We start from the raw sequence: 26,258 nt of genomic DNA, 5'->3' as shown, positions 1-26,258 counted from the left end.
TTCCGTCAATAAAGCACTCCCTGACGAATATTCCGGGATGACTGAAATATCAGTGCCCTTTCCAGAGCTCAGGAATATTTGTGGTTGATCATGCCCGCAAGGGCCTACAGAATGCGCCGAGCTTTTTCCGCCCCTTTTTCATGCCGCGCCGCCAAAAAACCCTTGGGCACATTGCCGCCCTGCTGACTATCCTGATCTGGGGCACAACCTTCGTCTCCACCAAAGTGCTGCTGCAGGACTTCACACCCGTTACAGTGCTCTTCACGCGCTTTGTTATCGGCTATGCCTTTCTCTGGTGCCTGAAACCTCGCTGGATGCCTTTCTCCGGCTGGAAAAAGGAATTCCTGTTTGCCGGGGCCGGTTTGACGGGAGTCACCCTGTATTTCCTGCTGGAAAACATCGCCCTGACGTACACGCTGGCTTCCAACGTGGGAATCATCGTGGCCGTGGTGCCGTTCTTCACAGCCCTCCTGGCCCACTTCCTGATCAAGGGGGAACGGTTCACGCCGCGATTCTTCCTAGGCTTTGTCGCCGCGTTTTCAGGCATTTTCCTCATCATGGCGAATGGGGCTTTCGTTCTGGAATTGAATCCGGCAGGCGACCTGCTGGCCCTGGGAGCAGCCTTTGTCTGGGCGGTTTATTCTATCCTGATGAAGAAAATCGGTGTCAACACGTCCAACATGGTAACCTGCACGCGCCGCATTTTCTTCTACGGCATCGTGATGATGGTGCCGGCTCTGTTCCTGCTGCCGGTGAACTTTGACTGGGATCTGTTCATCCGGCCCGTCAACGCCGCGAACCTGCTGTATCTGGGCTTCTTTGCCTCCGCCCTGTGCTTCCTGGCCTGGAGCCGGGTGGTGGAAGTGCTGGGAGCCGTCAAATCCAGCGTTTACATTTACATGGTCCCTGTCGTGGCCGTGATAGCTTCCGCTCTCATCCTGGGGGAAACCCTGACATGGATTTCCATAACGGGGATTCTTCTGACCCTTTGCGGCGTCATGATTTCCGAATACAGGAAAAAAGGCTGAATACAGCAAATCAGTAAGGCCCTTTCGAGAAAGACCGCTGAATTCATTTACATATTGATATATAGAAGAGAACAGCAGGGATTTTCTTTCCCCGGATTCTAAATCTGGAATCAACATTAAATGATGAGAAAAAGGAAATTCTGTAGGATAAACAGGAAGATAAGAAAAAATACCATGCAACTTCCTGTCCATGGTTAACGTCGGCGACTCTACTAGTCCGTCTGACGGAGTTACTCTGGTGACTGGCGGTTCTCCGAATAACATGACGTCTGTAGCAGGCGGCATTCACTCCACCCTGGCGACATGCACCGGAGATTTGACCTTTTCCTTTGATCTCAAGCTTACTTCCGCAGGAAACAACAACAAAAATCATGCCTTCAGTTTCTTCCTGATGAATGGGGGCGAAACCCTGCAATCCCTTACTTACAACAGTAAAACGGGAGACAATCTGCTTTCTGTTTCTAGTTCCATTTATGTTCAAATGACATTTACGGCGGAAGAGGTATCAGCAATGAGAGATGCCGGAATCGACCAGGACCTGGTATTTCTGGCTTCCACCGATAGCGTTACCGGCAGCAACCAGGGTGTGCTGATGAGCAACTTCCAATTGTCCGGAGAAGGCCTGGCTGTCCCGGAACCGGCCACCGCTTCCTCAGGTCTGGCCGGAATGGCTTTTCTGCTGATGCGCCGCCGCAAAAAATAAATTCATCTTATAAAAGCCTTTGTGAAAATCCGCTCCAGGCTTGGAGCGGATTTTCCATTCCCGGGGATTTCTCCACAGGAATCCGTGTTTGATAAAAACTGCCTCAGACGGTTTCCGCCTCAATGCGGGCTTCCGTCTCCTCAATTTCTTCGGAAAGTTCCGCCCATTGGGAGAAACAGGCTTCCAGCTGGCGGTCCGCCTGCTGGAAACGCATGGTCAATTCCATCACCGCATCCGTGTCCGCCGCTGTTTCCGGCTGTTCCAGACGGGTCGTAATGTCCGTTTTTTCCGTTTCAAGACGGCTTATTTCCGCTTCCAGGCCTTCCAGTTTTTCCTGGAGGGGACGAAGCAGGCGCGTCTTTTTCTGGCGGATTTCCGCCTCCATGCGCCTGCGTGCCTTCCGATCCCCTCCGCCGCCCTGCTCCGTTCCTCCGGCGGCGGCAGAACGCGCTGCAGCGCCCAGGGCCTGGTCGCGCTCCACCTTTTCCAAATAATCGGATACGTTGCCTATGTACAGGCGCGGCTTTTCCCCCGGCACGAATTCCAGCACCTTGGTAACAATGGGGTCCAGAAAGCTGCGGTTGTGGGAAACGATGCAGTAGGAACCCGGATATTCGGCCAGGGCTTTTTGAAGAACCTGCTGGGACTGAATGTCCAAATGGTTCGTCGGTTCGTCCAGAATCAGGAAATTGGCGGGATGCAGCAGCATGCAGACCAGGGCCACGCGGGAGCGTTCTCCACCGGACAGCACGCCCACGCTTTTATGCACGTCGTCCCCCCGGAACAGGAAACAGCCCAGCAGGTTCCGCACCATGGGGGCGGATTCCCGCGTTGCGGCCGCTTCCACGCATTCCAGCACCGTCTTGTCCGGGTTCAGATCGTCGGCGTGGGTCTGGGAAAAGAAGGCGATCCGGGTGTGGTGGCCCATCGTGACGCGGCCCGCAGTCGGTTCCTCTCCGCCGGAGACAAGGCGGGAAAAGGTGGACTTGCCCGCTCCGTTCACGCCCACGATGGCAATCCGGTCGCCCTTGACGATTTCAAAGTCGAAGTTGTCCAGAATGGAAATGGGGCCGTAATTTTTGGAAACCTTTTCCAGCTTGACGACGGAATGACCTCCCGCCGGGGGAGTGGGGAAGTGAAAGTCCATCACGGCATCGTCTTCCTCCACCTCAATCAGTTCCACTTTTTCCAACTGCTTGATGCGGGACTGCACCAGAGAAGCCTTCGTGGCCTTGTAGCGGAAGCGGTCGATGAATTCCTTCGTTTTGGCTATTTCCCGGTCCTGGGCCTTTTTCTGGCGCAGAAGGATTTCCTTCCTCAGCTCGCTTTCCTTCAGGAAGTAGGAAAAGTTCCCCGCATATTCCTCCGCACGGCCATGATAAAAGGCGATGGTCCGGGAAACCAGGGAATCCAGCAGGGCCACGTCATGGGAGATGATTACGATGGCTCCGCGGTAGGTGCGCAGGTATTGTTCCATCCATCGCTGGGACTGGATATCCAAATGGTTGGTGGGTTCGTCCAGCAGCAGCACTTCCGGCTCCCGGAGAAGAAGCTTCGCCAGCGCGATGCGCATTTGCCAGCCGCCGGAGAATTCCCCGCAGTCCCGGTCGAAATCCCGGTCCTTGAATCCGAGGCCGCGTAGAATGGATTCCGTCCGCGGCCGGAGACGGGCGGTGTCATGGGCGTGCAGCACGAGTTCCAGCTCCCCGATTTCATTGAGCACCTCGGAATAGGCGGCTGAACGGGGGTCCAGCCCGGCCATGTCCTGCGTCAGCGCATCAATACGCTGCTGAATGTCCATCAGGTCCGCAAAAGCCGACATGGCTTCGTCAACCAGTTTGCGCCCCCGGACGTGAATGCCCTCCTGCGGCAAATAACCCACCTGGCAGTGTTTGGAATGAATGATGGAACCGGAGTCCGGCTCATTGAGGCCGGCAATGCATTTCATCAGCGTGGACTTGCCCGCGCCGTTATGCCCCGCCAGGGCAATGCGCTCCCCGTCCTCAATCGTGAAGGAGAGATCGTTGAACAACACGCGCGCGCCATATTGCACGCGCAGATTTTGAACGGCCAGAACCATGTGCCGGAATCAATCATCGGGACAGGCGGCGCGGAAAACGTTCCAAGAACGTTTTCCGCGCCGCCTCCACCGTTTTTCCTTTTAATCCTTATTTGCCGAGGACCTTGTTCCATGCGGCGATGCGGTCGGCCTGCTCCGTGAACAGGTCGGCGGTGTCGTCTTCAATCGTGATGCGGGAAATAGTATCCCCCTGCTTGATGGAGTCCACCACGTCCTGGCCTTCCGTCACTTTGCCGAAGACGGTGTGCTTGCCGTTCAGCCAGTCGGTAGGCACATGAGTGATGAAGAACTGGGAGCCGTTGGTACCGGGACCCGCATTCGCCATGGAAAGTACGCCAGGGCCGTCATGCTTGAGGTCCGGGCGGCATTCGTCTTCAAAACGGTAGCCGGGACCTCCCATGCCCGTTCCGGTGGGATCGCCGCCCTGGATCATGAAATCCGGAATCACGCGATGGAATTTGAGGCCGTCGTAAAAGCCGCGGGAAGCCAGGTTCAGGAAGGAAGCCGCCGTCACGGGTGTCTTGGAAGCGAACACCGTCAGCTTGATGTCTCCCTTGGAAGTATGGATGGTAATATTCTTGTCGGTTGCCATGCACACATGTTAAACGCATGGAAAGGCATGGTAAAGGCTGTATTGCGTGCAAATAGAGGGCCTGTTTCTTATTGGTCCCTCGCAATTCCTTTTCACTTTCCCACGCTGGTGCGCAGGGATTTGTCTCGCGTTTACGCGCCTCTTTATGGTGCCGCCTCCGGTCCATGTTGCGGAAGATCATTTGCCGCATTTCATGGATGAAAAAAGAAATGGCGCAGGGACTGCGGCGGTCCCATCCTCACTCCGGAGAATACGTTAGTTCATCCGTCGGGAATGCCCGATTCCGAACGCAGCGTCCCGGAAATCCCCAAGGTTCCCGGCTTTCCTCCCTTCCTGCCCCCCCTTGTTTCAACCGTTCCATCATTAAAAGGAACCTGCCAGGTACTTCCGGAAAGAATTCTTTTTCATTTTTCATCTTCCTTTTCAGGAGGGTAACATACCCGCAATTTCCCCGGAACAGGCCGTTCCGGCCTGTCATGATAGCCGGCGATGACAGGAGGCATGATTGATTTTCCCTGTAAAAGGGATGAATTTGCATTATATGAGCGAAGAAATGGTAGAAGAATTCGTTACGGTTGAATCTATCTTTGTGCGCGGACGCAACTGCCTGGCGCTTAGGGCGAAGTTCTCACCCCTGTTTACGGACTACTATCTTCATCTCATGCAGTACGGCCTGCGCAATGAAGAGATTTACGACAGCCTGCTGAAAGAGCTGATGGCCTATTTTACGCTGTACATGGTTGCCCGCCCGTGGGCGGAACAGCATGCGTGGACGGTCAATTTGAATACTCCGGTCGTGGCCAACCTGTTTGTTTCCGGTTCATCCCTGACGGAATCCGTCGTGGGCCGGGTCTTCACGCAGGACGTGAAAGAACCGGAAGAGAATACGCTGTATTCCACCATGCTCTGCAAGGGTCAGGAGCCGCGTTATTCCGTCGTTCCCATTCCCGGTGCATCCCCTGCCCAGTGGGTGGAGGAATTTTACAAGCAGAGCGAACAGAGAACGGCGCGCTGCATCGAGCTGCCGGACGAATGCTATACGATGGTGACGGCCCAGCCGGACGCCGACGAGGAATGGCTCAATTCCCTCAACCAGGAAAAGATGGCCCACCTGGAAGAAAACGAAAATACGCGCGTGCTGGAAACCCGCCGCTTCCGTTTTTACTGCGGCTGTACCCTGGACCGCATACTCCCAACGCTCAAGGCGCTCCAGGAGAAGGAGAAAGATTTGTTCCAGGGGGAAAATGAACTGGAAATCACCTGCCCCAGATGCGCCGCCATCTACCGCGTGACGAGAGAAAATCTGGAAGATTGAGACATACACGATTTCTTTCTGACAATTAGCCTTTTCGGCAGCGAAATTCGTGCTTAAACTTTCCTCGTGCCGACTTGTCCGAAGTGTTTACATAATTTCCACCGCGGGGCGGAATCATTGTGCCCTCACTGCGGCTTTTCCCTGGAAAATCTGGACAAGAAATACGGCAGGGATTCCATCCCCTACCGCCGCGTGTGCGACAACGCGGGAGCGCTCCGTCAGCAGGACCGCGTGAAGCTGAACGCCCTGCTGGAAAAACTGGAACGCCGCATTCCCCCCGTTCTTCTTTCCGTCTATTTTCCCAATATTCTGGAGCCCTTTTCCCTGATTCCGCACAGCTTCTGGATGATGAACCACCTGACGGTGGATGAAGCCGGGTTCCCCAACCACCAGGGCCCCCTCGATCCTCAGTGGCTCCTGGTTCTGGTGCTGGATGTGCGGACGGATACGGCGTGCTTCATGTGGGGTTATGAACTGGACCCCTATGTGGAACCGGACCTGATCAACAAGTCCATCATGAAAGCCCGCATTCCCCTCCGGGAAAGCATGCTGCTGCACGCCGCGGGCTCCATCATGAAGGACGCCGTCCATCTGGTGGCCCGGAAGGCGCGTTCCAAAGTCAGGCATCCCATGAGGTACGGCCTTACGCCGCCACCTCCGCCGGAAAGGAAAGGAGGCGGTGCGGCATGAAAAAGCTCCTGCCCGCGGCCCTGTTCCTCATGGCGGTCCTGACGGCCCCCGCCCAGGAACTTCCCCTCCTGAAATGGTCTTCCAAAGACCAGCAGTCCCTGATGAAGGGGACATGGTGGGAAACCCACGCCCCCGTCCTTCCCCCCGTGGAGGCAGCCGTTTCCCCGGTTCCCTCCGCTCCGGAAACGCCTGCGGACGCGGATTCCCCCGCCGTGGACCCCATTCCGGAAGATTTCACGGATGTGAACGAATATTTCCTGCCGGAGTATATCCGGACCACGACAGGGCTGATAGATCCGCAAAAGCTGCTTGGAGAAGTGGAGAGGAACGACGTCATTGAACTTATCCGGCTCATCAAGGACCGCTACAACGTCAATCTGTTTGTCAGCATCTTCGCCGCCGGGCAGAAGGTCCCCCCCTCCGTCAACGCCCCCACCATCGCGCGCCAGATTTTCAAGGACAAGGAGCGCAACCTGCTGCTGCATTTCCATATGGGGGATATCAAAAGCGCCCAGATAGCCCTGGATCCCGACCTCAGCTCCCATCTGGGGGATACCGGACGGCGCGATTTGCTCTACCAGGTGAAGCAGGACGCATCCCGCTTCACCCATCCGCAGGACGAACTGGTCACAGCCATGATTTCCCTGGCCCGGAGAACGGAAGCCAACATGGCCGCCGTTCCCAAGCCCGCACTGCCCGCCCTGGAAGCGGACAATCCTGACAGCATCCCGGAAGCCAATATCACCATCCTGGAGACGGAGGAAGCCCCGGAATCCCACCTGCACATCCTGATGAAGGCCTGGATGTCTTTCGCCCTGGCGAATGTCGCGGGCATCATCCTGCATGTCTCCGCACTGGTTTCCCTGGTGGTTCTCTGGCTGGTCTGGAAAAACAAGCGGGTGGTGCGCCTGCTTCCGTCGGAACCGGATAAAAGGCTCGGTGCGCCGCACGGGGCCTCCCAGAGCCGCCCCGTCAATTACTGCATGCAGGAAGGCCGCCATCCCGACTCCATCGGCCGCAGGCAGATGCGGCAGCACATGCGCGACGTATCATGACGGCTGTCCCTCCATCCCCTGAAATCCGCGCCATTCTGAACAATGCCGGAGAACTGGAACTTGCCGCGGTCCATGCTCCGGACGGGGCCGTCATCCGCGTGGACCTTAATGCAGAGTCTCCCCGCATGCTGTGCACGCAAGGGCAGTACCTGGCTCCCATCCAGGCGCCTCCGGGGACGCGCATACGCTACCGTCTTTTTATCGGCAAAAAGGGTCTTGGGGAACCGGAAACCTTCGTCATGCCGGGCATTCCCGACGTTCCGCCCATTCCCTCCACGCTGATTCCGTGCACCCAGAACAGGGATTTCCTGATCTATGACTGGGCCGCGCGGCATGAAGCGGTCTGCCGCCTGGTGCGGAAGACGCAGCCGGAATTGCTCTTCATCGGAGATTCCATCACCCATTTCTGGGGAGGAAATCCCGTGGACGAGCCGCACCGCGATATCCTTCAAAAGTCCCCGGAAACCTGGGCCGCATGCACGGAAGGCATGAGGGCCGCCAATCTGGGCTTTGGCTACGACCGCGTGGAAAACGCCCTGTGGAGGCTCCGCCACGGCGAGCTGGACGGCGCTGCCTCAAATGCCGTATGCGTGGTGCTGATCGGTACGAACAATCTTGCGGAAAACACGGATGAAGAGATTCTGCTGGGCATCCGCGCCGTATGCGGGGAAATCAGGAACAGGCTCACCGGAGCTTTCATCATTCTCCAGGGTTTTTATCCGCGCAACAGCGTCCGGGAGGGAACGACGGAGCGCATTGCCGCCATCAATCTTCGGCTGAAGGCCCTGGCCTCGGAACAAGGCTTTGTTTATACGGAACCGGGGCGGCTGATGACGGATGAATCCGGCCGCGTTCCGGAGGAACTTTCCGCCGACGGGCTGCATCCATCCGCTCCAGGTTATGAACGGATAGCCTCCGTTCTCGCCCCTGTCATCCGCCGGGCGGCGGAAGAAAGAAAAAATGACGCGGCCAAGAAACCTTTCCTCCCCTCCGGGGTTTCTGTAATAGAACCCCCAATGGAACAATCACGATGAACGAACAGGACGATACAAAACTCTGGCAACTGCTGGGCCATGCCTCCCAGGCGGCTCCGGGGGATGATTTTGCCCGCAAGGTCATGATGCGTATTGCCGAAGAGGAACGCACCCAGCCCGTTCCCGTGGAATCCATCCGCAGCTTCAAGTGGAATTCCTTCCGCATCTGGGCCTCCTCCGCGGCGGCGCTGATAGCCGGGGTCATCGGCATTTCCGTACTGATGGAGCCTGCGGCGCCGGAAGTTCCCTTCATATCCGTCGCTTCCCTGGACATCGACGATGTACTTGTGGAAGAAGCCGGGCTGGCTTTGGGCCAGGAAAACCTGGTGGACGCCATTTGCACGCTGTCTTCCACGGAAACGGGCATTATTTCTTCCGACAGTATTCAGGACCTGCTTTTGTAGCCCTTGAAAAGGAAACACGGAAGAGCCGCGCACCCGGTCCGGCTTCCCTGCAGTCTTTTCCAAAAAGCAGTATAGGTTTTTTATCCGCCGTCCGATGCCTGCCCAGCCCATCCATTCCCCGGCTTTCATTCGTCCGGCCGTGCCTGCGGATTTTGCCGCCTGGATGGAAATGGCCGCGGACGTCCGGGACGATTTCCCCGGCATGACTTCCGCCGACCACCGCGACGCCATGGAACGGTGCATTGCCAGAAATACGGCCCTTTGCGCCTGCGTGGAAGAGGAGTTTGCGGGAGGAACGGCGTTCTCCCCGAAGTACGGCGGGATCGGTTTTCTGGCCGTCCGTCCGGAATACAGAAGGCGCGGCATCGGAAGCCTGCTGATACGGGAGGCTCTTTCCTGCATGCCGCAGGACCGCGGAGTGTTTGTCCACGTTTACCCGGGCGTTTCCGCAGCCCGTTTCCTGTACCTTTCCCTGGGCTTCCGAGAGGATGAATTCATCCGGCAGGAGGACCAAGTTTACCAGATTCTGGTTCTCTCTCCCGAACGGTTGAAGGGAATAGTACGCCAACGCCGGAATTTTTCCGCTGCCGGCGGTTGCCTTTGACGGACGCTTCCGCATGGGTTAAAAAGAAGATATTCCATGCAGGACTTTCTTTCCACCGTCATTCTTTTGTTTATCGTCATTGATCCCGTGGGATTGGCGCCGATGATCCAGGGAATGCTGAAAAAATACACGCCGGAGAAGCAAAAGGCCATTCTGAAAAGGGAACTGGTTTTTGCTCTGGGCCTGCTGCTACTGTTCTTTTTCTCCGGGAAATTCCTGCTGAACCTGCTCGGCCTGGAACCGGCCACCCTGAATATTTCCGGCGGAATCCTGCTGTTCCTCGTGGCTCTGGGAATGGTATTCCCCGCCAAGGATATGCTCACGTCTGCGGCCCATGCGTCCGGACAGGACGAACCTTTCATCGTTCCCATCGCCATGCCGCTGATGGCAGGCCCCTCCTCGCTGGCCATCATCATGCTGCATGCCTCCCAGAGTCCGGACAGCATTTCCCAGATGACTTACGCCGCCGCCATCGTCACGGCATGGCTGCTTTCCGGACTGGTCCTTTTCATCGCCCATAAATTCCTCCGCCTGCTGGGGGAAAAGGGAACGATCGCCCTGGAACGGATGATGGGCATGGTGCTCATCATGATTTCCGTCCAGATGTTCATGAATGGCCTGGCGGGATACGGCGTCAAATAGAACAGGAATTCGACCATGCTCTGGCTCCTTCACGGCAATCTGGGATCTCCGGCGGACTGGAAGCCCGTCATGGACGCGCTGCGTTCCAACGGAATCGAATCCCGCGCCCTGAACCTCTGGAAATACCTGGAATGCTGCCCTAAAAGCCTTCCCGAAATGGGCCGCGTGCTTTGCTCTGAAATCGCCGCGCAGGACAAGCACCCCCATATCTGCGGCTATTCCCTGGGAGGAAGGCTGGCCATGCACGCGGTTCTGGCGCATCCCCCCCTCTGGAAGGGAGCCGCGTTCGTCAGCGCCAATCCCGGCCTGGAGAATGAAGCGGAACAGGCTGCCCGCCGCGCCGCGGATGCGGAATGGGCCGTCAAATGCCTCTCCGCCCCGTGGGAGGATTTTTTAAGGGAATGGGATGCCCAGGGAATCTTCCGGGGGGAGGAAGGGCGCGACCGTTCCCTGCTGAAACCGTGGCGCAGGTCCATTTCCCGCGCGTTTATCGACTGGTCCGTGGGAGCACAGGCGGACCTGGCCCCTTCTCTGAAGCAATCGCCCGTCCCCCAGTTGTGGATAGCCGGGGAACGGGACTCCAAATTCACCGCCCTTGCCCGCCGGGCAGCCGGGGACAAGGCGGCGATCATCCCTCATGCCGGCCACCGGATTCCCCTGGAAGCTCCGGAAAAGCTGGCGGAATGCCTGCAACAATTAATCACTGCAACTTATGAATGATTCAGGAATCCCGGACGCGGAAGACTTGAGAAAACTGGTGGAGGAAATAGCCCAGACCCACATCCCGTTCGGCATGTACGGTCCGGCCAAATACCCGCCCAAGGGGTGCCCCCTGATGGATGTGCCCCAGGAATATCTGGCATGGTTCCAGGCCAAAGGGTTTCCCAAGGGCAAACTGGGACGCCTGATGGAGCAATGCCTGCTCCTGAAAGGGAACGGGCTGGACAACCTTTTTGACCCTTTCCGGAAGGCCAACGGCGGCAGGACAAAGAAGAACGCCCGCCGCCGCGTGTGGGATTTTGAGAATGAATGACGCTGCACGGATTGCGGGACAGGCCTGATTTTCCAGCTTGTCTCTGCCGCAGCAAACTGCATCCAGTATATAAAAACTATTCTCCACGTCGGAAATCTCCGACAGCCTGCTTCCGGAGATGGCAATACGGTTTTCCCTCCGCATGGCGGGAAGCACCTTGCCAACGCCAGGGACGGCCTCACACTCGCAATATTTCAAAATGGCCTCATTCAGCAGGCATGAGCCGCCTCTTGTTTTTCCAATTTTCTTATCGGCGGCACTTAGAAAAAGCTGTCCATTGGTCTCAGAAATGACGGGAGCGGCGGCAATCCGCATCATGCAGGGTTCTCCGCCGTCATGATGCTCTGCCGGCAAAAACAATACGGCCCCGTCTTCCGGCAATCATTCAACCGGAAAACGGGGCCGTGAAAATAGGGGTTTTTACAATTTTTTGGTATTCAGTTTTTTGTCCACCAGCATGCCGTCCTTGAGTTTTAAATCAAATTTGACATCTCTTCTGGCCTTGAATTTCAACACAAAGAGTTCCTTGGTTCCTTCCACCGGCTCCTTGTCGCCGATGTTGACAAAGGTGGGATACAAGGCCTTGTCTCCACTCGTATGGAGCCTGTCGTTCGTCAGGTTTTCCATCTTATTCATGTCCTTGACCTCCACACCCACGAATTCATAATCCTTGGGATCATACGGGAGGGCAAAGCTCAAGGCATTCACCAGACTAAGCTTTTGGCCCTTGACGGTAACCTTGGCGATGTCTCCCTTGGCGTATCTCTTTTTGTCCGCACTGATCAGAAGTTTTCCGCCCAGTTCCTCTTTCTTTTTCTCGGTTGCGTCCTTCTTCTCTTCGGCATCCCCCTTATCCTGGCCGGCATCCTCCTGCGGCTGGTCGGAGTCATCTTCCAGCTGGGTGGCCACGACGGAGATGTCATAAGCGTCAATAAGGCCGTTCCTGTTGATGTCCCCATTGCTGATATAGCCCTCGAAGTCGGAATCCCCTTTCCTCAATCCCGTGTAGTTGATGTAGGAGGTAAGGTCGTTCCTGTCGATCTTGCCGTCATTGTTGATATCGCCCGGAAGGTAGCTTTCCGTTCCCGGTACCTTGAAGACGTAGATTTCCCGTCCTGAACCGTATCCTCCCACGCCTTCGGTTATATTCAGCTTAATGTAGCGGGCGGTGGGAGCGTCCTTGAACCCGAAGATTTTCACTTCGTTGTTCTTGTCCCACTGGAAGGTTCCGGCCTTCGTCCAGTTTTCCTTGTCCATGCTGTAGAAGACGGTACCTTTCAGAAGGGTGCCGTTCCCGGCGTCTTCACGGGGGACGTAATGGAATTTTTCAATCTTGTTGATCGTTTTCAGATCCATGACCAGATCAAACGGGAGGGCATTCGCACCATATTTCGTGTGCCAGGCATCCTTTTCCTTGAAGTCAAACAGCTTGGTCAGGGAATTGCCCTGGTTTTCCGCAGTCGTTTCACCGACAATTCCCTCAATGGCAAATTCAAGCGGATTAGCCTGCGTTTTGGCATTAAAGGCCGTCCAGTCCGAATGGCCGTCGCGGTTGACGGCGCGCAGTTTGAAGGAGTAGGGGGTTTCGGCTTCCAGGTCCTCGAACAGGAATTCCGTTCCCTTGATGGTGGTGTACAGCATGCCGCCGAACTCAATTTCATAGTAGTCCGCATTGGCTGCTGCATTCCAAGTGGGTTTCAGCGTGTAGGCCGTCGTGTTTTCTTCCGTGACCCCGGCATTCGCAGGAGCGGAAAGAGGACCGGATGAAAGACGGTATTTTTCGGCAGGCTGGAACTGGAAGCCTTCCACGGAAAGCACCACGGGATTTGCCGTGACGTCCGTCGCGGTCAGTTTCACCAAAAGCTGCGGGTTCTTGGAAATCACCTTCTTTTCAAAGTCGCTTCCCTTCGTGGCGAATTTGTTCAGGTTGGGAGCGGCGTCGTAGAAATAAACGTTTTCCCCGGACAGGAAGTCGTCTTTGGACGCCGCTTCCGCCAGTTCCAGATTATCCTTGCCAATCCGGGCGGAAACCTTGTCCGGCTTCCGTGTCACGTTGATACGGAATTCCGTCGACTTTTTCTTGTCGAATCCGTTGAAGTCGCCAACCGACGGATGAACGGTGACGGTGACGTTATTACTGCCGTCAAGGGCCGATTCAATCCGGGTTTTGACGCCCCTGCCCTGACGGTATTCCTCCGTTACGCCGTCGTCGTCGTACGTGGTGAAGGAAGTGCGGCCATGGGGGTAAATTTCATATATCCTGTGGTTCGGATTTATTTCCGACACGTTGTTGTTCGGGCCCGTCATGGGAATGATAGCCCCGTTTTTCACGAAGACGGGCAATTTCCAGACGGGGGCGTCAAAACAGTTGTAGATTTTACCCCCTTCGTACAGGTCGCCCGTGAAGTAGTCGATCCACTGGCCTTCCGGCAGGTAAATGCCGTGGCGCACGTCGTTGCCCTCCTTGTCCGCGTTCGTATCCTGATAGACGGGAGCCACCAGGAAATAGGGGCCGAAGAGGAACTGGTATTGCGTTGCCTTGCCCAAGGTATAGGGATTGGGATATTCCAGGAACATGGCCCGGACCATGGGCATTCCGCTGACGGATTCTTCCGCAATGCTGTAGGCGTAAGGCATCAGTTCCGATTTGAGCTTCAGATACCACCGGTTGATGGAGGTGGCGGGTTCCCCGAATACATGGGGATATTTTTCATTGGCTCCCCATCCGTCCATGTTGAGTTCCATGGGGGTGAAGGTTTTCCATTGGAAATCGCGGATGTTGACCGCGGGATTTTTCCCGCCGAAGATGCCGTCCATGTCCGAACAGATGTTCGGCTGGCCGGAGAGGCCGGAGCCGATGTAGGTAGGAATATGGAAACGGATGTATTCCCACGCTCCGCCCGTCTGGTCGCCCGTCCAGATGCCGGCATAACGCTGGGTCCCGGCCCAGCCGTCCAGGGAGATGATGAACGGGCGGCTGTTGTTCCCGTAATAGGTCATGATCTGGGCAACATCCGTAATGCCGTTCAGGCCGAAGGAATAGCCGGCTCCGACCCAGGCGACGTCCGTTTTCAATACGCGCACCCCGGCATCCCTGACTTCCTTGACGATGTCACGCTGCAAAAGGGCGCTTATCTCCGGTTTGGGGTGCAGGTCCGACTGGGTCCACAAGCCTATTTCCACCCCGTTTTTCAGAGCGTAGTCTGCCAGGCTTTTCAAGTTTGCAATGTTCCCGTCCAGAGTATCCGTCTGTCCGTACCCGGCGCCGTAGCCGTCGTTCGGGAGGAGCCAGCCCAGCGGCATGTCATGGGCCTTGTAACGGTCGATCACGGCGCGGGCGGAAAACTGGTAGTTGTCCAGCTCTCCGTTCAGGGATTCCCTGATTCCCCCGTTGTCCTTCTGGCTTTCCTTGTATCTCTTGCCGTCTTCAAACAGGATGCCTTTTTCATCTTCCTTCCAGTAGTCCCTGTTGTAGGCATTCAGATGACCCTGGTAGAAGGCGAATTTGGGCAGCAGCACGGGATTTCCCGTCAATTGGTAAAACTTTCTCAGCAGGTTGACCGCTCCGTCGTCAACCATGAAGAAGACATCCAGATAGTTTTCATCATGGCTGAGATTGACGGTGCCTTTTTCTTTGGCGCCAAAGTCATACTGCCCCTTCTTGAACGTATGCCACAGAAGGCCGTAGCCGTTCGTGGACCAGTAGAAGGGAGTGGGGGAGGCTACGCCTCCGTCCGTCCAACTGTTCTGGTTTTCAATGGAAATTACTTTTCCCTTGTGCGAGAAGCGGCCGTTCTGCACGCCTCCTCCGTAGAAGTATTCCTCCGGCCCCGTTTTCAGGGACAGGGTGGTTTTGCCTTTTTCAAAGAGGACGGGAGCCGCCTGCTCAACAGCCACGGCTTCGGTTTTCAAGTCAACGATTTTGATGAGGGAAGTCTTCTTGTCAATTTCCACCCTGATTTTTCCCGTGGTGATCGTGACCGTATCCCCTTCGGTGCCGACATCCAGTCTGGAAACGGGCTTCCTGGGCTGGTCGACCAGTATTTTAGCTTCGGGCTCCGCCTTCGGATCCCGGATAATTCCTCCCGAATCGTCGCGGAAAAGGCGGAAGATGTTGTCCCCGTAAAAGTCGAAGGTCATCCGGTGGTCTTTCCCGAGCAGCACCTCGACTGCTGAAGGATTGATTTTCCTGGCATTCTCCACCATCGGGGACTGCGACCCTTCCTGCGGACCGCTCTGGGCGGAAAAGGCAAAGCCGGAGAAGAAGAGAGATAGGCCGCAGGTCAGTAACACCGTTTTCCTCAGCATGCCGCTGTCAGTTGATTTTCCCATTATCATATCATTTTTATCACGTCAGCCGGAACACCGTCTCAAAATGAACTCAAATAATCAATCCAAAGGTGAATGGCATCCCCTTTTTTTCCACCATGCGGTTTCCTGTACAGGCTGTGCCCGCGACATCGCATGTGTATTGAATCATACAAAAAAGAGTCAGGTGCTCCGGCATTTTCCAGTTGCCAGATATACCGGCGGTTTCCTGCGCTTTTTTCATACTTTCCCCTGCCTGCATTCCGTCCGGCCAAATCCGCTTTTGAATTATTTCACAACGCCCTTCCTGGTCAATGTAATAGAAAATCCGGACATTATATTGAAGAGCGCCGCAAAATGCGGCATGCCGCCGGCTCTTTCACCAAGAACCGACGGCATGCAGGTTATTCCCGAATGTTTCAGGCGGCGCATCCCACGCCCACGATATTTCCCTTTTTGGCGCGGCAGACGAGAAAACGGCCGGAGAGGGAAGGCGGCAAGCCGTCAATGGGAGAACAGTCCCCCGGATCATGGCTGCCTTCATGGGACCAGTCCAGAGCATGACCCGCGGAGTCATATAGAACGTACCGGGCCGTTCCGTCCAGGGAATCAAACCATACGACGCGGGATTCGTCTGGCGGAACCTGATGCTCCTTCCGGAGAAAACGGTCCATGATTTCCAGCAGCCGATCCATGGCGGCATCAAAGGAAGGCTGTTCCGTATCATAATGGATTTGCTCTGTCTGTTCCTCCATGGAATGGCTGTGGACCACGGCGATGTTTTCCACGCCGATGGCGGCGGCAATTTCTCCCAGCTTCCGCTGGTAGGCTTCCGACTGTTCCCTCCGATTTTCATCAATGATCAGGATATATCCCCTGGAGGCGCACAGCCCCGACACGATTTCCGGAAGGTATTCCAGATGCCCGGGGCAGTCACAGAAGACCAGATCGGTATGGTCATTGACGGGGCAGGCGATGCGGGTCCCCGTGATCGTACGGCCCGTGGCCTGTTCAATGCAGAGGGCATCCGGTTCAATCACGCGTCCGGTGTTCTTCCGGAGAAGGCTCTTGATGAGCGTGGATTTTCCACTGTCCATCAGGCCGCATACGGCTATTGTGGCTTTTGATTTCATATGTTTGAATGTGGGGGATGAATCAGCAAAAACCGTTGCGGCGGAGCATTTCCATGCAATGCGGCACGGCTTCGTCCTGGCGCGCCCTGCTGGCGCGTTCCGGAACCAGAGTCACGGCTACTTCATCAATGATTTTTTCAATGGTATCCGCCCCGGAATCAACCGGAGTGGTTACAGGCATGCACCCGAGGGAACGGTAGCGTTTGCCGTCAACTGCAAGGTAAAGGGGGCACAGGGGAAGTTTGTGTTCCAGGGTATATTGCCAGATGTCCAGTTCCGTCCAGTCCAACAGGGTATTGACCCGGTAATGCCCTTTTTCCGGAGAGGAAATATTGACTCCTTCAAAGGGGTGGAATTCCGGATTGTTGTCCGACGGTTCATAAACGCCCTGGGCGTCCCGGTAGGAGAAGTAGCGTTCCTTGGCCCGAGAACCTTCTTCGTCCCGGCGGATTCCCGTGAACAGGAAGTCGATTGCTTCATCACGGATAACCTGCTTGAGGGGTTCCGTCTTGAGGGCAGCCGTCACTTCGAAAACAGGCGTGTTTTCATAGTTCATCCCGGAATTGAGGGCAGCCGTATTGGTCACGGTGAGATCACCGGAACCAATGCCGAATTCCTTGATAATGCTTTTCTTGTAGGCATAAAGCTGCGGAAATTCAAAGGTCGTATCGACGTGAATGACCCTCAGCCGGTCCAGGTTGACGTGCTGCCGGAGCAAATCCAGCAGGACGATGCTGTCTTTGCCGTAGGAGCAGAGGACGGCCGGGCGCTTTGCCTTGGAAAGAGCCGTTTCAATGATTCTGTGCGTTTTTTCTATCCAGTCAGTCATGGTTTGTTATTTCGTAGGGTTAATCCAGAAAAGTTCCTTGAAGCGTTCTTCAAGCAGGAAATCACCGGCCCAGTTTTCCCTGATCCTGGCGATGTCTTCCTCTGTCAAATCGTCGCGCGTCAGTTCGTATTTGCCGTCCACATTGCAGTTGTACGGCTCCACGTTCATGACGGTTTTCATATAGTCGGTCAGGTCTTCAACGCGGACCACCGTGTCAATGCGGGGGCAATGGTCGTAATACCAGGCCTGCCCTTCAAGATGCTGCTCAAATCTGCCGGGATGATTGGCTTCATTCATCCGGACAAGCAGATGCATGGTGTCCAGCAGCTGCCTTTTGCTTTTGCAGGATGAAGTGAAGGGAGAAAACATTCCCCGGTTGATGCACCAGGCATAATTGGCGAGGTTGACAAACCTTTCGACAGGATCGCGGAAAACGACCAGATGAGTGTATTTCCCGAATTTGTCCGCATCGTAGTCCTCATTGTTCAGGCAGTGACTGTAGGCATTGCCGTTCCAAACCCTCGACGGGCTGCCCGCTGCGGGCCTGAATCCCAATTCGTGAAGCACGGTTCCCATTTGCGTACTGCACGCGTTTTTGGGGATCAGGTACATCAATGTTCTGCTCGGTTCGTGAAGAACATATTTCGCACCGGTTACGCTTGCAGCACAATGCCGGGACTGCCACTGCCCCGCCGCCCCCGTTGCAAAATACTCATCGGTAGCCGGGTTGTAGATGAGCAGTTCGACACTTTCGTATCCGGGCCAGAACAGGGCACGGGGGTCTTCTCCGTCCCCTTCCGTAATGATAGCCATGTCGTTCCCTTGTTCGCGGAAAAGCCGGAGCCCCTCTATGCGGCAGTTTCCCTGCCATCGCGAATGAATAACGCGTATGTTTCGTTTTGTTTTTGTATTCATGGTGAATTGATTCCAAGTTTCATATTATTATATTAAGGTGCTGAAACTTAAATTTTTATCCATTTGTTCCGATAGACATCCTGATAATCCGTAATTTTACCTGCAAACCACTCCTTCTGGATAAAGACTTTGTCCTGATCTCCCAAATAAGCTCCCCACCAGGAGAAGGAGGAACAGGAAAGAACGAGTTCCTGCATGGATGTCAATTCCCGAAGGGCGCCCAGCGTTTCATGTTCATCCATCACTATTTCAAAACGCCGGGCCTCAGGAACATTATCCATTAGTTTACGGGCAAGTCCCGGAGAGTCGGAGAAAATGACCAGCTTGCTGATATTGCCGGACAGCCTTGCAAGCGCTTCATTCAGGAAGGGCACATCCGGAGTATGGTAGAGGGAGGTCAGATGGAGGTAATCGCCCATCCTTAAATGGACACCCGCCCTTCCCTCTCGGATGGGAGCGATTAAATTCCCGAAGAGGGAGCGTATTTCGTTTCCATATTCCTCAAAATATTTTTCACTCTGAAAATAACCTTTTATGGCTCCCTTCCGAATCATGCCGGGAATGGCGCGATAGGAAAAACACGGCTCCTTGTAAACAACGGGAAACTCGTATCCCCCTTCAGGACAGCATGAACAGGAGTCCCCCAGCCACGCCCTCAACTTCACGGTTTCTTCCTTCCGTTTCCAAGGGATTCTGCATTCAAGCCCATGGCGGAGGGCGTGAGCGTAAATAGCGGCAATCTGGAAAAGGTGGTTCCCCGTGCGTGTACAATTCGTGAAGAAAGGAGCCACGCAATCATTCCACTTATCCGTGGAAAGGACACGGAAATCGGCGGGGGCCTGTCTGACTTGGGTTCTGTATGCCGGCTTTTTCGCCTCCATGCAAACAGTTCCCAGCAGATCGAAAGGATGTTCATCCCGGTCGGAACGACGTTCCAGCGACTGCAAGTGGGTATGCTCCGACACGCCCGGATCCAGAACCTCCACTTCAAAACCTGCGGATTTCAGTATTTCCGTCAGTAAATCAACCGTCCACAAGGATTTTTGCCTGTAGAATGCCAGGATGGCCCCCACTTCATTGGAAGGGATGAACGTGTCCGGATACTTGTTTTTCATATACCGGCGGAATGCAGGGGTAACGGTCCCCGCCAGAGACAGCACATCCCGGAATGCAAGTCTCAACATGCCGCCGGGCTTCAGGGAGCGAAACGCCTCAAAAAAGAAGCCGCAGACTTTCTCCGAGCTTACCTTGTCAATGACATGTTCCAAATAATAAGCATCTACAGATTCATTTTCCCAAGGCAGAGGGCGGGATATATCATAATTGGGAACATCCAGATTCAGCCAGCCGCTTAAACGCCGATCTCCGCAGCCAAGATGGACATACAATTTGGGCGAATGCGGAAATCCGGCATTGCTCCCATGTTCCTGACGCCATTGTTCCAAGGGCATCATTCCGATACGGAATTGAATTGTGATGGATGACCCCACATATTTTCCATGCTGAGGCAGTAGTTGTTCCATGGGCCAGACGAGCCATTTCAGTATCAGCTCTCCCTGGCTGCCCATACTCCACCACCCATAACAGCCGGAAGATTTGCGGCGGAATACTCCACTGGCATAAAAATGCAGTTCATCCTTCCATTGAGGATGGCAGGCATCCCCCACCACATCCGGCCGTGAGTAGTTGAATTCATGCAGGGCACGCAGAATGGCGGGCGTACACCAGTGCGCCGTCACCATGTCGTTGTCCTTATACGGATAATGAACATTGCTCGTGTAAAGACGGCCGGTTGACTTCATCCGGCCTCCCAGCCTTCCTGCCAGTTCACCCACGATCAGGTCTTCCGCTCCGCAGTCAGGAAAACCGGGCGCCTCCACAAGCTTCTCCACCATGCTTCTCTTCAGAAAATAACCCGCTCCTCCACTCGGTGAGTTGCGCGTCGATACCAGCACATCCCCGATCAGGTCATACTCATCATCAACCAGGGATTCCAAACGTCCCAAGTCCACATACGTGTCGTCATCGCACTTGAACAACCACTCAAAGTCGTAGTTCTCCAGCGCATACACAAAGAAAGATTTCACCTTCCCCGGAAGCTCGTTGTAGCCGTCCGCTGTGTCCAGCACCACCGTATCCCTCCTTTCCTCTTCCACTCCTTCCTTTCCTCCCACGAAGAACACGCATTCTATCCCATCCGCCGGATGCCTCAGCCACGTCTCCCTCACCGCATCCCTCTTTTCCTTCATCCGCTGGCACGAGCAGATTCCTACCAGTATCTTCACTTGCTTTTTCATGTCTTTTCTCCTTTCTAGGCAGGAAGCTGTTCCACCGCTTCAAAGATTTCCTCCCAGCTGGCTACCGACGATTCCAGCCCCCCCAGCTCCATACCGCGCTCCCGAGCCGCCTCCGCCATGTCCCTCCTCAGGTTCGGTTCGTAGGCCATCTTGCTGGCGTAGTAGATGAAGTCCCTTTCATGGTCGCACAGCCATCCGGTTTTGCCGTGCTCCACCATCTGGCGCCAACCTCCGCGGTTGTCCACCACCAGTACGCTTCCGCTGGCCATGGCCTCAAAGCCCACTCTCGGCCAGTTTTCCGTCGTGTCCGTGGGCTGAAGCACTATTTCACAGTGCTTGTAGAAGTCCTGCTGGCTCACCTCCCTCTGGTCGCGCGCCGTGCGTATCCACCCGTAGGGTTCTCCGATTTTCTCCCGGCTCCTCTGGTCGAAGCCCAGAAACAGGCCACGCTTGAAGAGGGGGGAGACGAAGTATTCGTAGATGTGGAGCGTGTTGGCGGCGAATTTGTCCGCGTCCTGCCGGGAGATGCGCCCGCAGCCGAAGTATTCCCCGCTTCTCTCGGCGATGAAGGGGAAGGAGTCGTTGTGGAAGTAGGGCTTGAAGGTCATGAACGCAATGGAGGGGTCGTCGTTGCAGCGCTTGAGCAGGGGCATGTTTTTCTGCCTGACTTCTTCGTTCTGGTAGAGGAACATGGCAATGAGCCCCTGCTTCATGAGTTCCTTTTCCTTGTTGAAGAGCCAGGTCATGCAGTTGACGAAGATGGTGCGCCTGGTTTTTTGGCGGATGGCGGGGAGGTTTTCCAGGTATTCGCCGTTGCAGAATCCGATGATGGCATCGCCTTCTTCCAGAACGGACCAGTCGTTGGGAGCGTGGATATGGACGCCCAGCCTGACCATGTCCAGATAGAGGATTTCGTTTTGGAAGCCGTCGTTGGTGGGGATGATGTGGACGTCAATGTCCATGTGTTTCCAGACCAGGATCTGGTGGTGGAGTTCGGTTCCCGCTCCACCGTAGAGGCTGGGGAAGCCGTTGACATAGATTTTCTTTAAGGAGGTGCTCATGGGTTAATTCTCAAGTGGATTCACTGAGCGACGCTAGCACGCAAACTTTTATCCTGGCAATGGACAAGTTTGGATATGATACGACGGAGTTACATGCCACTTCTTTCTTCTGTTTCAATCATATGCAACGCAAGAACCGGGAAAAGGCAGCGCATCATGGAAGGAGCGTGAAGAATTTCTTTTACAGGCCATCAAGGGACTTCCCTGGAAGGCTTTCCCTGATATTCCGGGTATTTCCTCAATTACCCTGTTCGAGAAAAAAGACCTGCAAGATGTCAACTTGCAGGTCTTTTTAAAGGATGGCAGCAGCAGGAATCCCAAACACGTATGGCAGTCTTTACTCAAAGAAACCACTGCGTTCCCCGGCTGGAAGAAAGACAGCCATGCTTCAAGCCGGGGGATAGCCTTCCGGCAAAAGACCAGGCATCCAAACACTCGTCAACCCTGAGGATGCCGAAACACGCATCTACTCTGAAACAATCCGGCAGACATGACCTCTCCGGGAACCTCAGCGAATGTACGGAATAGAAAAATTACTTATTTGCACCGGGCTGGACGGCCGGGCGCGCATGGTCGTATTGCCGCATCAAACCGGAAGACCAGGAAATGGTATCCGGAAAGCGGGAGGCGGGTGTCGTCGTCAGATAAGTACCCAGTTTGCGGGCCAGAGGAGCCGCCTTTTCCATGTGCTGAGGATAAAGGTCGTTCATTTCCTGATAATCTTTCACGACATTATATAACTGGGGAGCCCGGTCGGGCACGAGCAGGTATTTCTCATCTCCATCCAGTATGGCGGAAGTATAATCCGTGCACCAGTAAAGCGTCCGCGGCACTTTGTTTTCCTTCGCGGCGAGCAGCGGCAGCATGTTCATGCCATCCAGGTTTTCGGGAATGGATGCCCCGTTTTCCGCAAGCATCGTAGGAAGCACGTCGACGGCGGAAATGACCTGCTCACAAACGGAACCAGGCCTGATCCGGGAATCGGCAGGATAGCGGACAATCATGGGCACGCGAACGCCGCCTTCAAAATGCATGCGTTTTTCTCCTTTGAAAGGAGCATTGCAAGTGGGAATATTAGGTTCACCTCCGTTATCGGACAAAAAGACAACGACCGTATTGCGTGCCAGTCCTGTCTCATCCAAAGCTGTCAAAATACGCCCCATGGCCCTGTCAAGAGCATGCACCATGGCGCAATAGGTCCGGCGGTTCTTGGACTTGATATGCTTGAAGCGTTCCAAATCCTCCGGCAACGCTTCCAAGGGGGCATGGGGGGCGTTGAACGAAGCATAGAGGAAGAATGGCTTCCCCGCTTCCTTCTGTTTCCGTATGAAGCGGATACATTCGCGTGCGATATCGTCCGTCAGATAGCTTACCTGCGTTTCCTCCGTATAATTGGATACAATCTTCGACGGGTTCAGCCCCTTTTTTTCCGGCCGATTGGGAAAATAATATCGGGAACCTCCAAGAAAACCCCACCAGGCATCGAAACCGCGGTCGGTGGGCTGGTATCCCTCCGTATGTCCCAAGTGCCATTTGCCGATCACGGCGCTGTTGTAACCAAATTCGGCAAGATACTGGGGAAGACATTTTTCCGTCTGGGGCAGCCCGTAATGGGATTCCGGGAGATAGTCGATCTTTGAATTAGGATTCGTCGTGATGCCATATCTTTTGGGAAATCTTCCCGTCAGCAGCGCCATTCTCGATGGGGCGCACATCGGGGCGGACACATAGGCCCGGGAACAGAATACACCCTGTTTAGCCAGATTATCAATGTTGGGCGTAGGTATCTGGAGAGAGCCCGTACAACCCAAATCACCGTAACCGAGATCATCCGCCAACAATACCACGAGGTTGGGAGGCTGGGACTCTTTCCCTTTTTCCGCCCGAAGTCCCGGTGCGCAGACTGAAAAAAGAACGACAAGAAAAAGAGAGATTGAAACTTTCATATTCAGTTTATTCATCCGGTGTATTTCAAAAGCAGGGGATATTTAACAAACTTTTTCAAATATACCTAATTATACCCGGAATTTCTTTCACGCAGCAGCGACAATTTTTATTTCCCTTGAAAATATTCGAAGGGAGAAAACCAAGATTTTGGTCCAAATAAAACCCTGCAAGGTTTTGACTTGCAGGGTTTTTGAAATTGGTTACGGGAGCAGGATTTGAACCTGCGACCTTCAGGTTATGAGCCTGACGAGCTACCTGGCTGCTCCATCCCGCGATTTGGAGGGCATCCGTAGAGGAGTGCGGAATCTTTATAGTCTATTTTTGCAGGATGTCAAGTTTTTTTATATAAAATTTTTAATATTTCCTGCCGCATGACAAAGGTCCGCAGCGCCTCCACATGCTTCCTTTTTTCGCTCCGTGCCAGGGCTCACCCGCGCCGCAGACTGGAAAACAACCGCTAGGCGCAAAGAACGGGCCTTGCAAACAGAAGGAGGAACAGATGGCTTCCGACATCACGGGCGGAAAAAAAGAAAGGATTCCTCGACAAACATTGTCAAATCTGTATATCTTGAAAGGTGCGGACAGGGTTCCGCAATCAACATCAATAGAAAGAGGTACGACAATGCAAAAGGTAAACGTAAATACACCTATTACGATCACGGGGCGCCATGTGGAAGTAACCGACGCGATCCGGGAATTCGTAACGAAAAAGATTGAAGGGATCCGTCTGGATTTCCCGCGCATTATGGAGGTTAAAGTCTTACTTGATGTGCAACGCGACCGCATGATTTCCGAGGTTATCCTGTTCTGCTCGGACCACATCACCATTGACGCTTCCACGGAGGGAGCGGACATGTACGCCTGCATCGACGAAACGATCACCAAGATCATGCGTCGCATGCGGAAGCACAAAACACGCCTGATGAAGAAATTCCGCCCTCATCATCAGGAAACCATCCGCAAGCTGGATGAAACCGTGTATGACGATTCCGTACTCGATTACCCGGAAGATTCCAAGGAAGACCCGGAACCGATGCTGATTCACCGCGAAAGCTACAATCTTAAGAAACTCTACAAGGAAGAGGCCATTATGGAACTGGAGCTTTCCGACAAGCCTTTCGTGCTGTACCGCAACGCGCGGCGCGACGTTCTCCAGATCGTGTACAGAAGGCCGGACGGGGATTACTCCATTATTGAGCTCGGCACTACTTTATAGAGTGAAGCCGCCGGCCGGATACGGACGTTTTCCGTACCATGCGGCACAGGGCGGGATTCCTTATGAGGGAGTCCTGCCCTTTTCTGTAATGCCGTGACATGGAACAAGAAAATCTCTTGATTTCTACTTGCCACCATTTACATTGGTCCCAGCAAACCTCCGTGGATGCGGAGGTTCCAGTAGTTAATAAACACTGTAATTTAATTCGAATTATGAAGAACATCGCTATCCTCGCCATCGCCGGCGCAGCTTGCCTGGTTGCTTCCTGCTCCCAGCAGCAGCAGCAGCAACAGCAGCCTGTGCAGACCACCACTACGGTCGTCCAGCCCATGAAGAAGTAAGTTTGCTGCAGGGCGCGCCCTGCTACTTAGCAAATTATCATTTAATCCGCACTCGGTGTACGCACTGAGTGCGTTTTTATTTTCCCGGAAGACGTTTCCTCCCATTTAAAAATGGCCGCCCTTCCGTCCATGGAATAAATTTGCCGCCGGCTGGAAAAACGGCAGCTTTCCGCGGTTTCACCGCAGGTTGTCGGATATGCACGGACAATTCCGTCAATTTCCGGAAGCTGACCCGGCAGCAGCGGGTTCAGGAGCCTCCTTCTGGGCCTGCATTCTCTGGAACATGTTGCGCTTGCGAGTCCAGCCGGGCCAGACGAGATGGTACTGCATGTCATAGGAATGGCCCTCCGGATACGCGGAGGAGACGTAAGGCTCCCGCCAGTCTTCCTCCCATTTGTCGCCTTCCCTGTCCTCCTGGGTCAGTACAACCAGGTAGCCGCAGTTTTTCCAGGCATCCAGCACCAGGGAATCCTTCAGCCCTTTTCCGGCCGCATTGATGTACACGCAACTGTGTTCGCGCCCCGTCCCGCGGTCCCGGATAGCCAGCCCTACGCGGAAATACTTGACCGGACGGCGGCGTAAATCCCGGTAGAGGTCCTGCTGAACTTCCCAGCAGAGGCCACGGTCTCTCAAATTGGAATTCACCAGAATATTGTTCAGCCAGCCGAACAGCACTACCTTGTTTTTCCGGGCGATGGAGGCTGACTGCGCTACCGCCGTATCAGCCAGCCATTTGGCTTCCTCCTGCGCCGCCGGACGGGAAGCCTGATTTTCCGGCAGCAAGGCCAGGAAGGATTCCTTAAGACGGGACATCTGATGCTGTGCATAAGGTTGTTGCACATAATCTTCATCAGGTGGAGTGCAGCAGGAACTCCAACCGCCCAAAAGTACGGCAGCAAGAAAAAGCCTGAATGTGTGCATGGCTGGCATAGCGCGGCAAGGCTATCAAACTGCGCGGGAAAATCCAGCAAAGCTTTTAAAATTCCCGGCAACAGCCTGGCCGCTCTTGCCTTCTTCGCGTCTGACCGGTA

General features: G+C 54.7%; 24 protein-coding genes and 1 tRNA gene. 13 read left to right on the top strand and 12 right to left on the bottom strand.

The window, feature by feature from the left end:
- Window positions 1–140: 140 nt before the first annotated feature.
- Window positions 141–1,028 carry a DMT family transporter gene (locus OQH67_RS06045; protein ID WP_215434242.1) on the top strand — a complete coding sequence of 296 codons (888 nt, stop codon included), beginning with the start codon at window positions 141–143 and terminating at the stop codon, window positions 1,026–1,028.
- Between the two features lie 262 nt (window positions 1,029–1,290).
- Entirely contained in the window at window positions 1,291–1,731 is a 441-nt protein-coding gene (locus tag OQH67_RS06040) for a PEP-CTERM sorting domain-containing protein (protein WP_215434244.1), read from the top strand.
- A gap of 103 nt (window positions 1,732–1,834) precedes the next feature.
- Here OQH67_RS06040 and OQH67_RS06035 read toward each other — a convergent pair whose 3' ends face one another.
- Both OQH67_RS06035 and OQH67_RS06030 read right to left on the bottom strand, forming a co-directional pair.
- Window positions 1,835–3,811, bottom strand: coding sequence for an ABC-F family ATP-binding cassette domain-containing protein (locus OQH67_RS06035; RefSeq protein WP_215434246.1), 1,977 nt, complete (start codon window positions 3,809–3,811; stop codon window positions 1,835–1,837).
- 88 nt (window positions 3,812–3,899) lie between these two features.
- Entirely contained in the window at window positions 3,900–4,403 is a 504-nt protein-coding gene (locus tag OQH67_RS06030; RefSeq protein ID WP_215434248.1) for a peptidylprolyl isomerase, read from the bottom strand.
- A 526-nt stretch (window positions 4,404–4,929) separates the two neighbouring features.
- On the opposite strand from OQH67_RS06030, the gene OQH67_RS06025 reads away from it, so the two are divergent.
- From OQH67_RS06025 to OQH67_RS05985, 9 genes are all read left to right on the top strand, one after another.
- On the top strand, window positions 4,930–5,718 hold the full coding sequence (locus tag OQH67_RS06025) for an Hsp33 family molecular chaperone HslO (protein ID WP_251828201.1): 789 nt from the start codon (window positions 4,930–4,932) through the stop codon (window positions 5,716–5,718).
- Window positions 5,719–5,835: 117 nt separating this feature from the next.
- Window positions 5,836–6,408 carry a hypothetical protein gene (locus tag OQH67_RS06020; RefSeq protein ID WP_067570456.1) on the top strand — a complete coding sequence of 191 codons (573 nt, stop codon included), beginning with the start codon at window positions 5,836–5,838 and terminating at the stop codon, window positions 6,406–6,408.
- Window positions 6,405–7,463, top strand: coding sequence for a hypothetical protein (locus OQH67_RS06015; RefSeq protein WP_215434250.1), 1,059 nt, complete (start codon window positions 6,405–6,407; stop codon window positions 7,461–7,463). Before OQH67_RS06020 ends, OQH67_RS06015 begins: the two co-directional genes overlap by 4 nt.
- Window positions 7,460–8,497, top strand: coding sequence for a GDSL-type esterase/lipase family protein (locus OQH67_RS06010; protein ID WP_215434252.1), 1,038 nt, complete (start codon window positions 7,460–7,462; stop codon window positions 8,495–8,497). The genes OQH67_RS06015 and OQH67_RS06010 overlap by 4 nt, the downstream gene beginning before the upstream one ends.
- A complete protein-coding gene (locus tag OQH67_RS06005) occupies window positions 8,494–8,901 on the top strand; it encodes a hypothetical protein (protein WP_215434254.1) in 408 nt (135 codons plus the stop codon). Before OQH67_RS06010 ends, OQH67_RS06005 begins: the two co-directional genes overlap by 4 nt.
- A 94-nt stretch (window positions 8,902–8,995) precedes the next feature.
- A complete protein-coding gene (locus tag OQH67_RS06000) occupies window positions 8,996–9,505 on the top strand; it encodes a GNAT family N-acetyltransferase (protein ID WP_215434257.1) in 510 nt (169 codons plus the stop codon).
- 36 nt (window positions 9,506–9,541) lie between these two features.
- Complete coding sequence (locus tag OQH67_RS05995) at window positions 9,542–10,147, top strand: MarC family protein (RefSeq protein WP_067570446.1); 606 nt, start codon at window positions 9,542–9,544, stop codon at window positions 10,145–10,147.
- Window positions 10,148–10,162: 15 nt separating this feature from the next.
- On the top strand, window positions 10,163–10,867 hold the full coding sequence (locus tag OQH67_RS05990) for an alpha/beta fold hydrolase (RefSeq protein ID WP_215434258.1): 705 nt from the start codon (window positions 10,163–10,165) through the stop codon (window positions 10,865–10,867).
- Window positions 10,860–11,180, top strand: a complete 321-nt coding sequence (locus OQH67_RS05985) for a DUF3820 family protein (protein WP_067570442.1) — start codon at window positions 10,860–10,862, stop codon at window positions 11,178–11,180. The genes OQH67_RS05990 and OQH67_RS05985 overlap by 8 nt, the downstream gene beginning before the upstream one ends.
- A gap of 420 nt (window positions 11,181–11,600) precedes the next feature.
- Here the strand turns inward: OQH67_RS05985 and OQH67_RS05980 are convergent, their stop codons facing one another.
- From OQH67_RS05980 to OQH67_RS05940, 9 genes are all read right to left on the bottom strand, one after another.
- Window positions 11,601–15,512, bottom strand: a complete 3,912-nt coding sequence (locus tag OQH67_RS05980; RefSeq protein ID WP_215434259.1) for a TIM-barrel domain-containing protein — start codon at window positions 15,510–15,512, stop codon at window positions 11,601–11,603.
- Window positions 15,513–15,561: 49 nt separating this feature from the next.
- Entirely contained in the window at window positions 15,562–15,732 is a 171-nt protein-coding gene (locus tag OQH67_RS05975) for a hypothetical protein (protein ID WP_215434263.1), read from the bottom strand.
- Between the two features lie 175 nt (window positions 15,733–15,907).
- Window positions 15,908–16,621: a GTP-binding protein gene (locus OQH67_RS05970; protein ID WP_215434264.1), complete on the bottom strand. Its 714-nt coding sequence runs from the start codon at window positions 16,619–16,621 to the stop codon at window positions 15,908–15,910.
- A 22-nt stretch (window positions 16,622–16,643) separates the two neighbouring features.
- The gene (locus tag OQH67_RS05965; RefSeq protein WP_215434265.1) at window positions 16,644–17,450 is read right to left on the bottom strand and encodes a phosphoadenosine phosphosulfate reductase domain-containing protein; all 807 of its coding nucleotides are present in this window, start codon (window positions 17,448–17,450) and stop codon (window positions 16,644–16,646) included.
- A 6-nt stretch (window positions 17,451–17,456) separates the two neighbouring features.
- On the bottom strand, window positions 17,457–18,263 hold the full coding sequence (locus OQH67_RS05960; RefSeq protein WP_215434266.1) for a sulfotransferase family protein: 807 nt from the start codon (window positions 18,261–18,263) through the stop codon (window positions 17,457–17,459).
- Window positions 18,264–18,412: 149 nt separating this feature from the next.
- A complete protein-coding gene (locus tag OQH67_RS05955) occupies window positions 18,413–20,662 on the bottom strand; it encodes an alpha-1,2-fucosyltransferase (protein WP_215711665.1) in 2,250 nt (749 codons plus the stop codon).
- Between the two features lie 14 nt (window positions 20,663–20,676).
- The gene (locus OQH67_RS05950; protein WP_215437886.1) at window positions 20,677–21,723 is read right to left on the bottom strand and encodes a glycosyltransferase; all 1,047 of its coding nucleotides are present in this window, start codon (window positions 21,721–21,723) and stop codon (window positions 20,677–20,679) included.
- Between the two features lie 533 nt (window positions 21,724–22,256).
- Window positions 22,257–23,669 (bottom strand): sulfatase-like hydrolase/transferase, encoded by a 1,413-nt coding sequence (locus OQH67_RS05945; protein ID WP_215435597.1) that lies wholly within the window; start codon window positions 23,667–23,669, stop codon window positions 22,257–22,259.
- 198 nt (window positions 23,670–23,867) lie between these two features.
- Window positions 23,868–23,944, bottom strand: a tRNA-Met gene (locus OQH67_RS05940).
- Window positions 23,945–24,067: 123 nt separating this feature from the next.
- Between OQH67_RS05940 and hpf the strand changes: the two genes are divergently transcribed.
- Together hpf and OQH67_RS05930 are read left to right on the top strand one after the other, a co-directional pair.
- Window positions 24,068–24,886, top strand: coding sequence for a ribosome hibernation-promoting factor, HPF/YfiA family (hpf, locus tag OQH67_RS05935; protein WP_306511719.1), 819 nt, complete (start codon window positions 24,068–24,070; stop codon window positions 24,884–24,886).
- A gap of 212 nt (window positions 24,887–25,098) precedes the next feature.
- Window positions 25,099–25,227, top strand: a complete 129-nt coding sequence (locus tag OQH67_RS05930) for a hypothetical protein (protein ID WP_257227018.1) — start codon at window positions 25,099–25,101, stop codon at window positions 25,225–25,227.
- Between the two features lie 213 nt (window positions 25,228–25,440).
- Here OQH67_RS05930 and OQH67_RS05925 read toward each other — a convergent pair whose 3' ends face one another.
- Window positions 25,441–26,040, bottom strand: coding sequence for a hypothetical protein (locus OQH67_RS05925; RefSeq protein ID WP_215435599.1), 600 nt, complete (start codon window positions 26,038–26,040; stop codon window positions 25,441–25,443).
- Window positions 26,041–26,258: the final 218 nt, after the last annotated feature.

The organism is Akkermansia biwaensis (assembly GCF_026072915.1).
Taxonomy (GTDB): Bacteria; Verrucomicrobiota; Verrucomicrobiia; order Verrucomicrobiales; family Akkermansiaceae; genus Akkermansia; species Akkermansia biwaensis.
This window is presented reverse-complemented; position numbering and strand designations above follow the sequence as displayed.

What these genes read in the sequence shown, in the direction of transcription:
- OQH67_RS06045 (WP_215434242.1), top strand. Translation starts at nt 141, where the DNA reads ATGCCGCGCCGCCAAAAAACCCTTGGGCACATTGCCGCCCTGCTGACT.
- OQH67_RS06030 (WP_215434248.1), bottom strand. Translation starts at nt 4,403, where the DNA reads ATGGCAACCGACAAGAATATTACCATCCATACTTCCAAGGGAGACATC.
- OQH67_RS06015 (WP_215434250.1), top strand. Translation starts at nt 6,405, where the DNA reads ATGAAAAAGCTCCTGCCCGCGGCCCTGTTCCTCATGGCGGTCCTGACG.
- OQH67_RS06000 (WP_215434257.1), top strand. Translation starts at nt 8,996, where the DNA reads ATGCCTGCCCAGCCCATCCATTCCCCGGCTTTCATTCGTCCGGCCGTG.
- hpf (WP_306511719.1), top strand. Translation starts at nt 24,068, where the DNA reads ATGCTTCCTTTTTTCGCTCCGTGCCAGGGCTCACCCGCGCCGCAGACT.
- OQH67_RS06005 (WP_215434254.1), top strand. Translation starts at nt 8,494, where the DNA reads ATGAACGAACAGGACGATACAAAACTCTGGCAACTGCTGGGCCATGCC.
- OQH67_RS05985 (WP_067570442.1), top strand. Translation starts at nt 10,860, where the DNA reads ATGAATGATTCAGGAATCCCGGACGCGGAAGACTTGAGAAAACTGGTG.
- OQH67_RS05980 (WP_215434259.1), bottom strand. Translation starts at nt 15,512, where the DNA reads ATGGGAAAATCAACTGACAGCGGCATGCTGAGGAAAACGGTGTTACTG.
- OQH67_RS06010 (WP_215434252.1), top strand. Translation starts at nt 7,460, where the DNA reads ATGACGGCTGTCCCTCCATCCCCTGAAATCCGCGCCATTCTGAACAAT.
- OQH67_RS05955 (WP_215711665.1), bottom strand. Translation starts at nt 20,662, where the DNA reads ATGAAAAAGCAAGTGAAGATACTGGTAGGAATCTGCTCGTGCCAGCGG.
- OQH67_RS05975 (WP_215434263.1), bottom strand. Translation starts at nt 15,732, where the DNA reads ATGAAAAAAGCGCAGGAAACCGCCGGTATATCTGGCAACTGGAAAATG.
- OQH67_RS05965 (WP_215434265.1), bottom strand. Translation starts at nt 17,450, where the DNA reads ATGACTGACTGGATAGAAAAAACGCACAGAATCATTGAAACGGCTCTT.
- OQH67_RS05950 (WP_215437886.1), bottom strand. Translation starts at nt 21,723, where the DNA reads ATGAGCACCTCCTTAAAGAAAATCTATGTCAACGGCTTCCCCAGCCTC.
- OQH67_RS05960 (WP_215434266.1), bottom strand. Translation starts at nt 18,263, where the DNA reads ATGGCTATCATTACGGAAGGGGACGGAGAAGACCCCCGTGCCCTGTTC.
- OQH67_RS05945 (WP_215435597.1), bottom strand. Translation starts at nt 23,669, where the DNA reads ATGAAAGTTTCAATCTCTCTTTTTCTTGTCGTTCTTTTTTCAGTCTGC.
- OQH67_RS06040 (WP_215434244.1), top strand. Translation starts at nt 1,291, where the DNA reads ATGACGTCTGTAGCAGGCGGCATTCACTCCACCCTGGCGACATGCACC.
- OQH67_RS05970 (WP_215434264.1), bottom strand. Translation starts at nt 16,621, where the DNA reads ATGAAATCAAAAGCCACAATAGCCGTATGCGGCCTGATGGACAGTGGA.
- OQH67_RS06035 (WP_215434246.1), bottom strand. Translation starts at nt 3,811, where the DNA reads ATGGTTCTGGCCGTTCAAAATCTGCGCGTGCAATATGGCGCGCGCGTG.
- OQH67_RS05990 (WP_215434258.1), top strand. Translation starts at nt 10,163, where the DNA reads ATGCTCTGGCTCCTTCACGGCAATCTGGGATCTCCGGCGGACTGGAAG.
- OQH67_RS05930 (WP_257227018.1), top strand. Translation starts at nt 25,099, where the DNA reads ATGAAGAACATCGCTATCCTCGCCATCGCCGGCGCAGCTTGCCTGGTT.
- OQH67_RS05995 (WP_067570446.1), top strand. Translation starts at nt 9,542, where the DNA reads ATGCAGGACTTTCTTTCCACCGTCATTCTTTTGTTTATCGTCATTGAT.
- OQH67_RS05925 (WP_215435599.1), bottom strand. Translation starts at nt 26,040, where the DNA reads ATGTCCCGTCTTAAGGAATCCTTCCTGGCCTTGCTGCCGGAAAATCAG.
- OQH67_RS06025 (WP_251828201.1), top strand. Translation starts at nt 4,930, where the DNA reads ATGAATTTGCATTATATGAGCGAAGAAATGGTAGAAGAATTCGTTACG.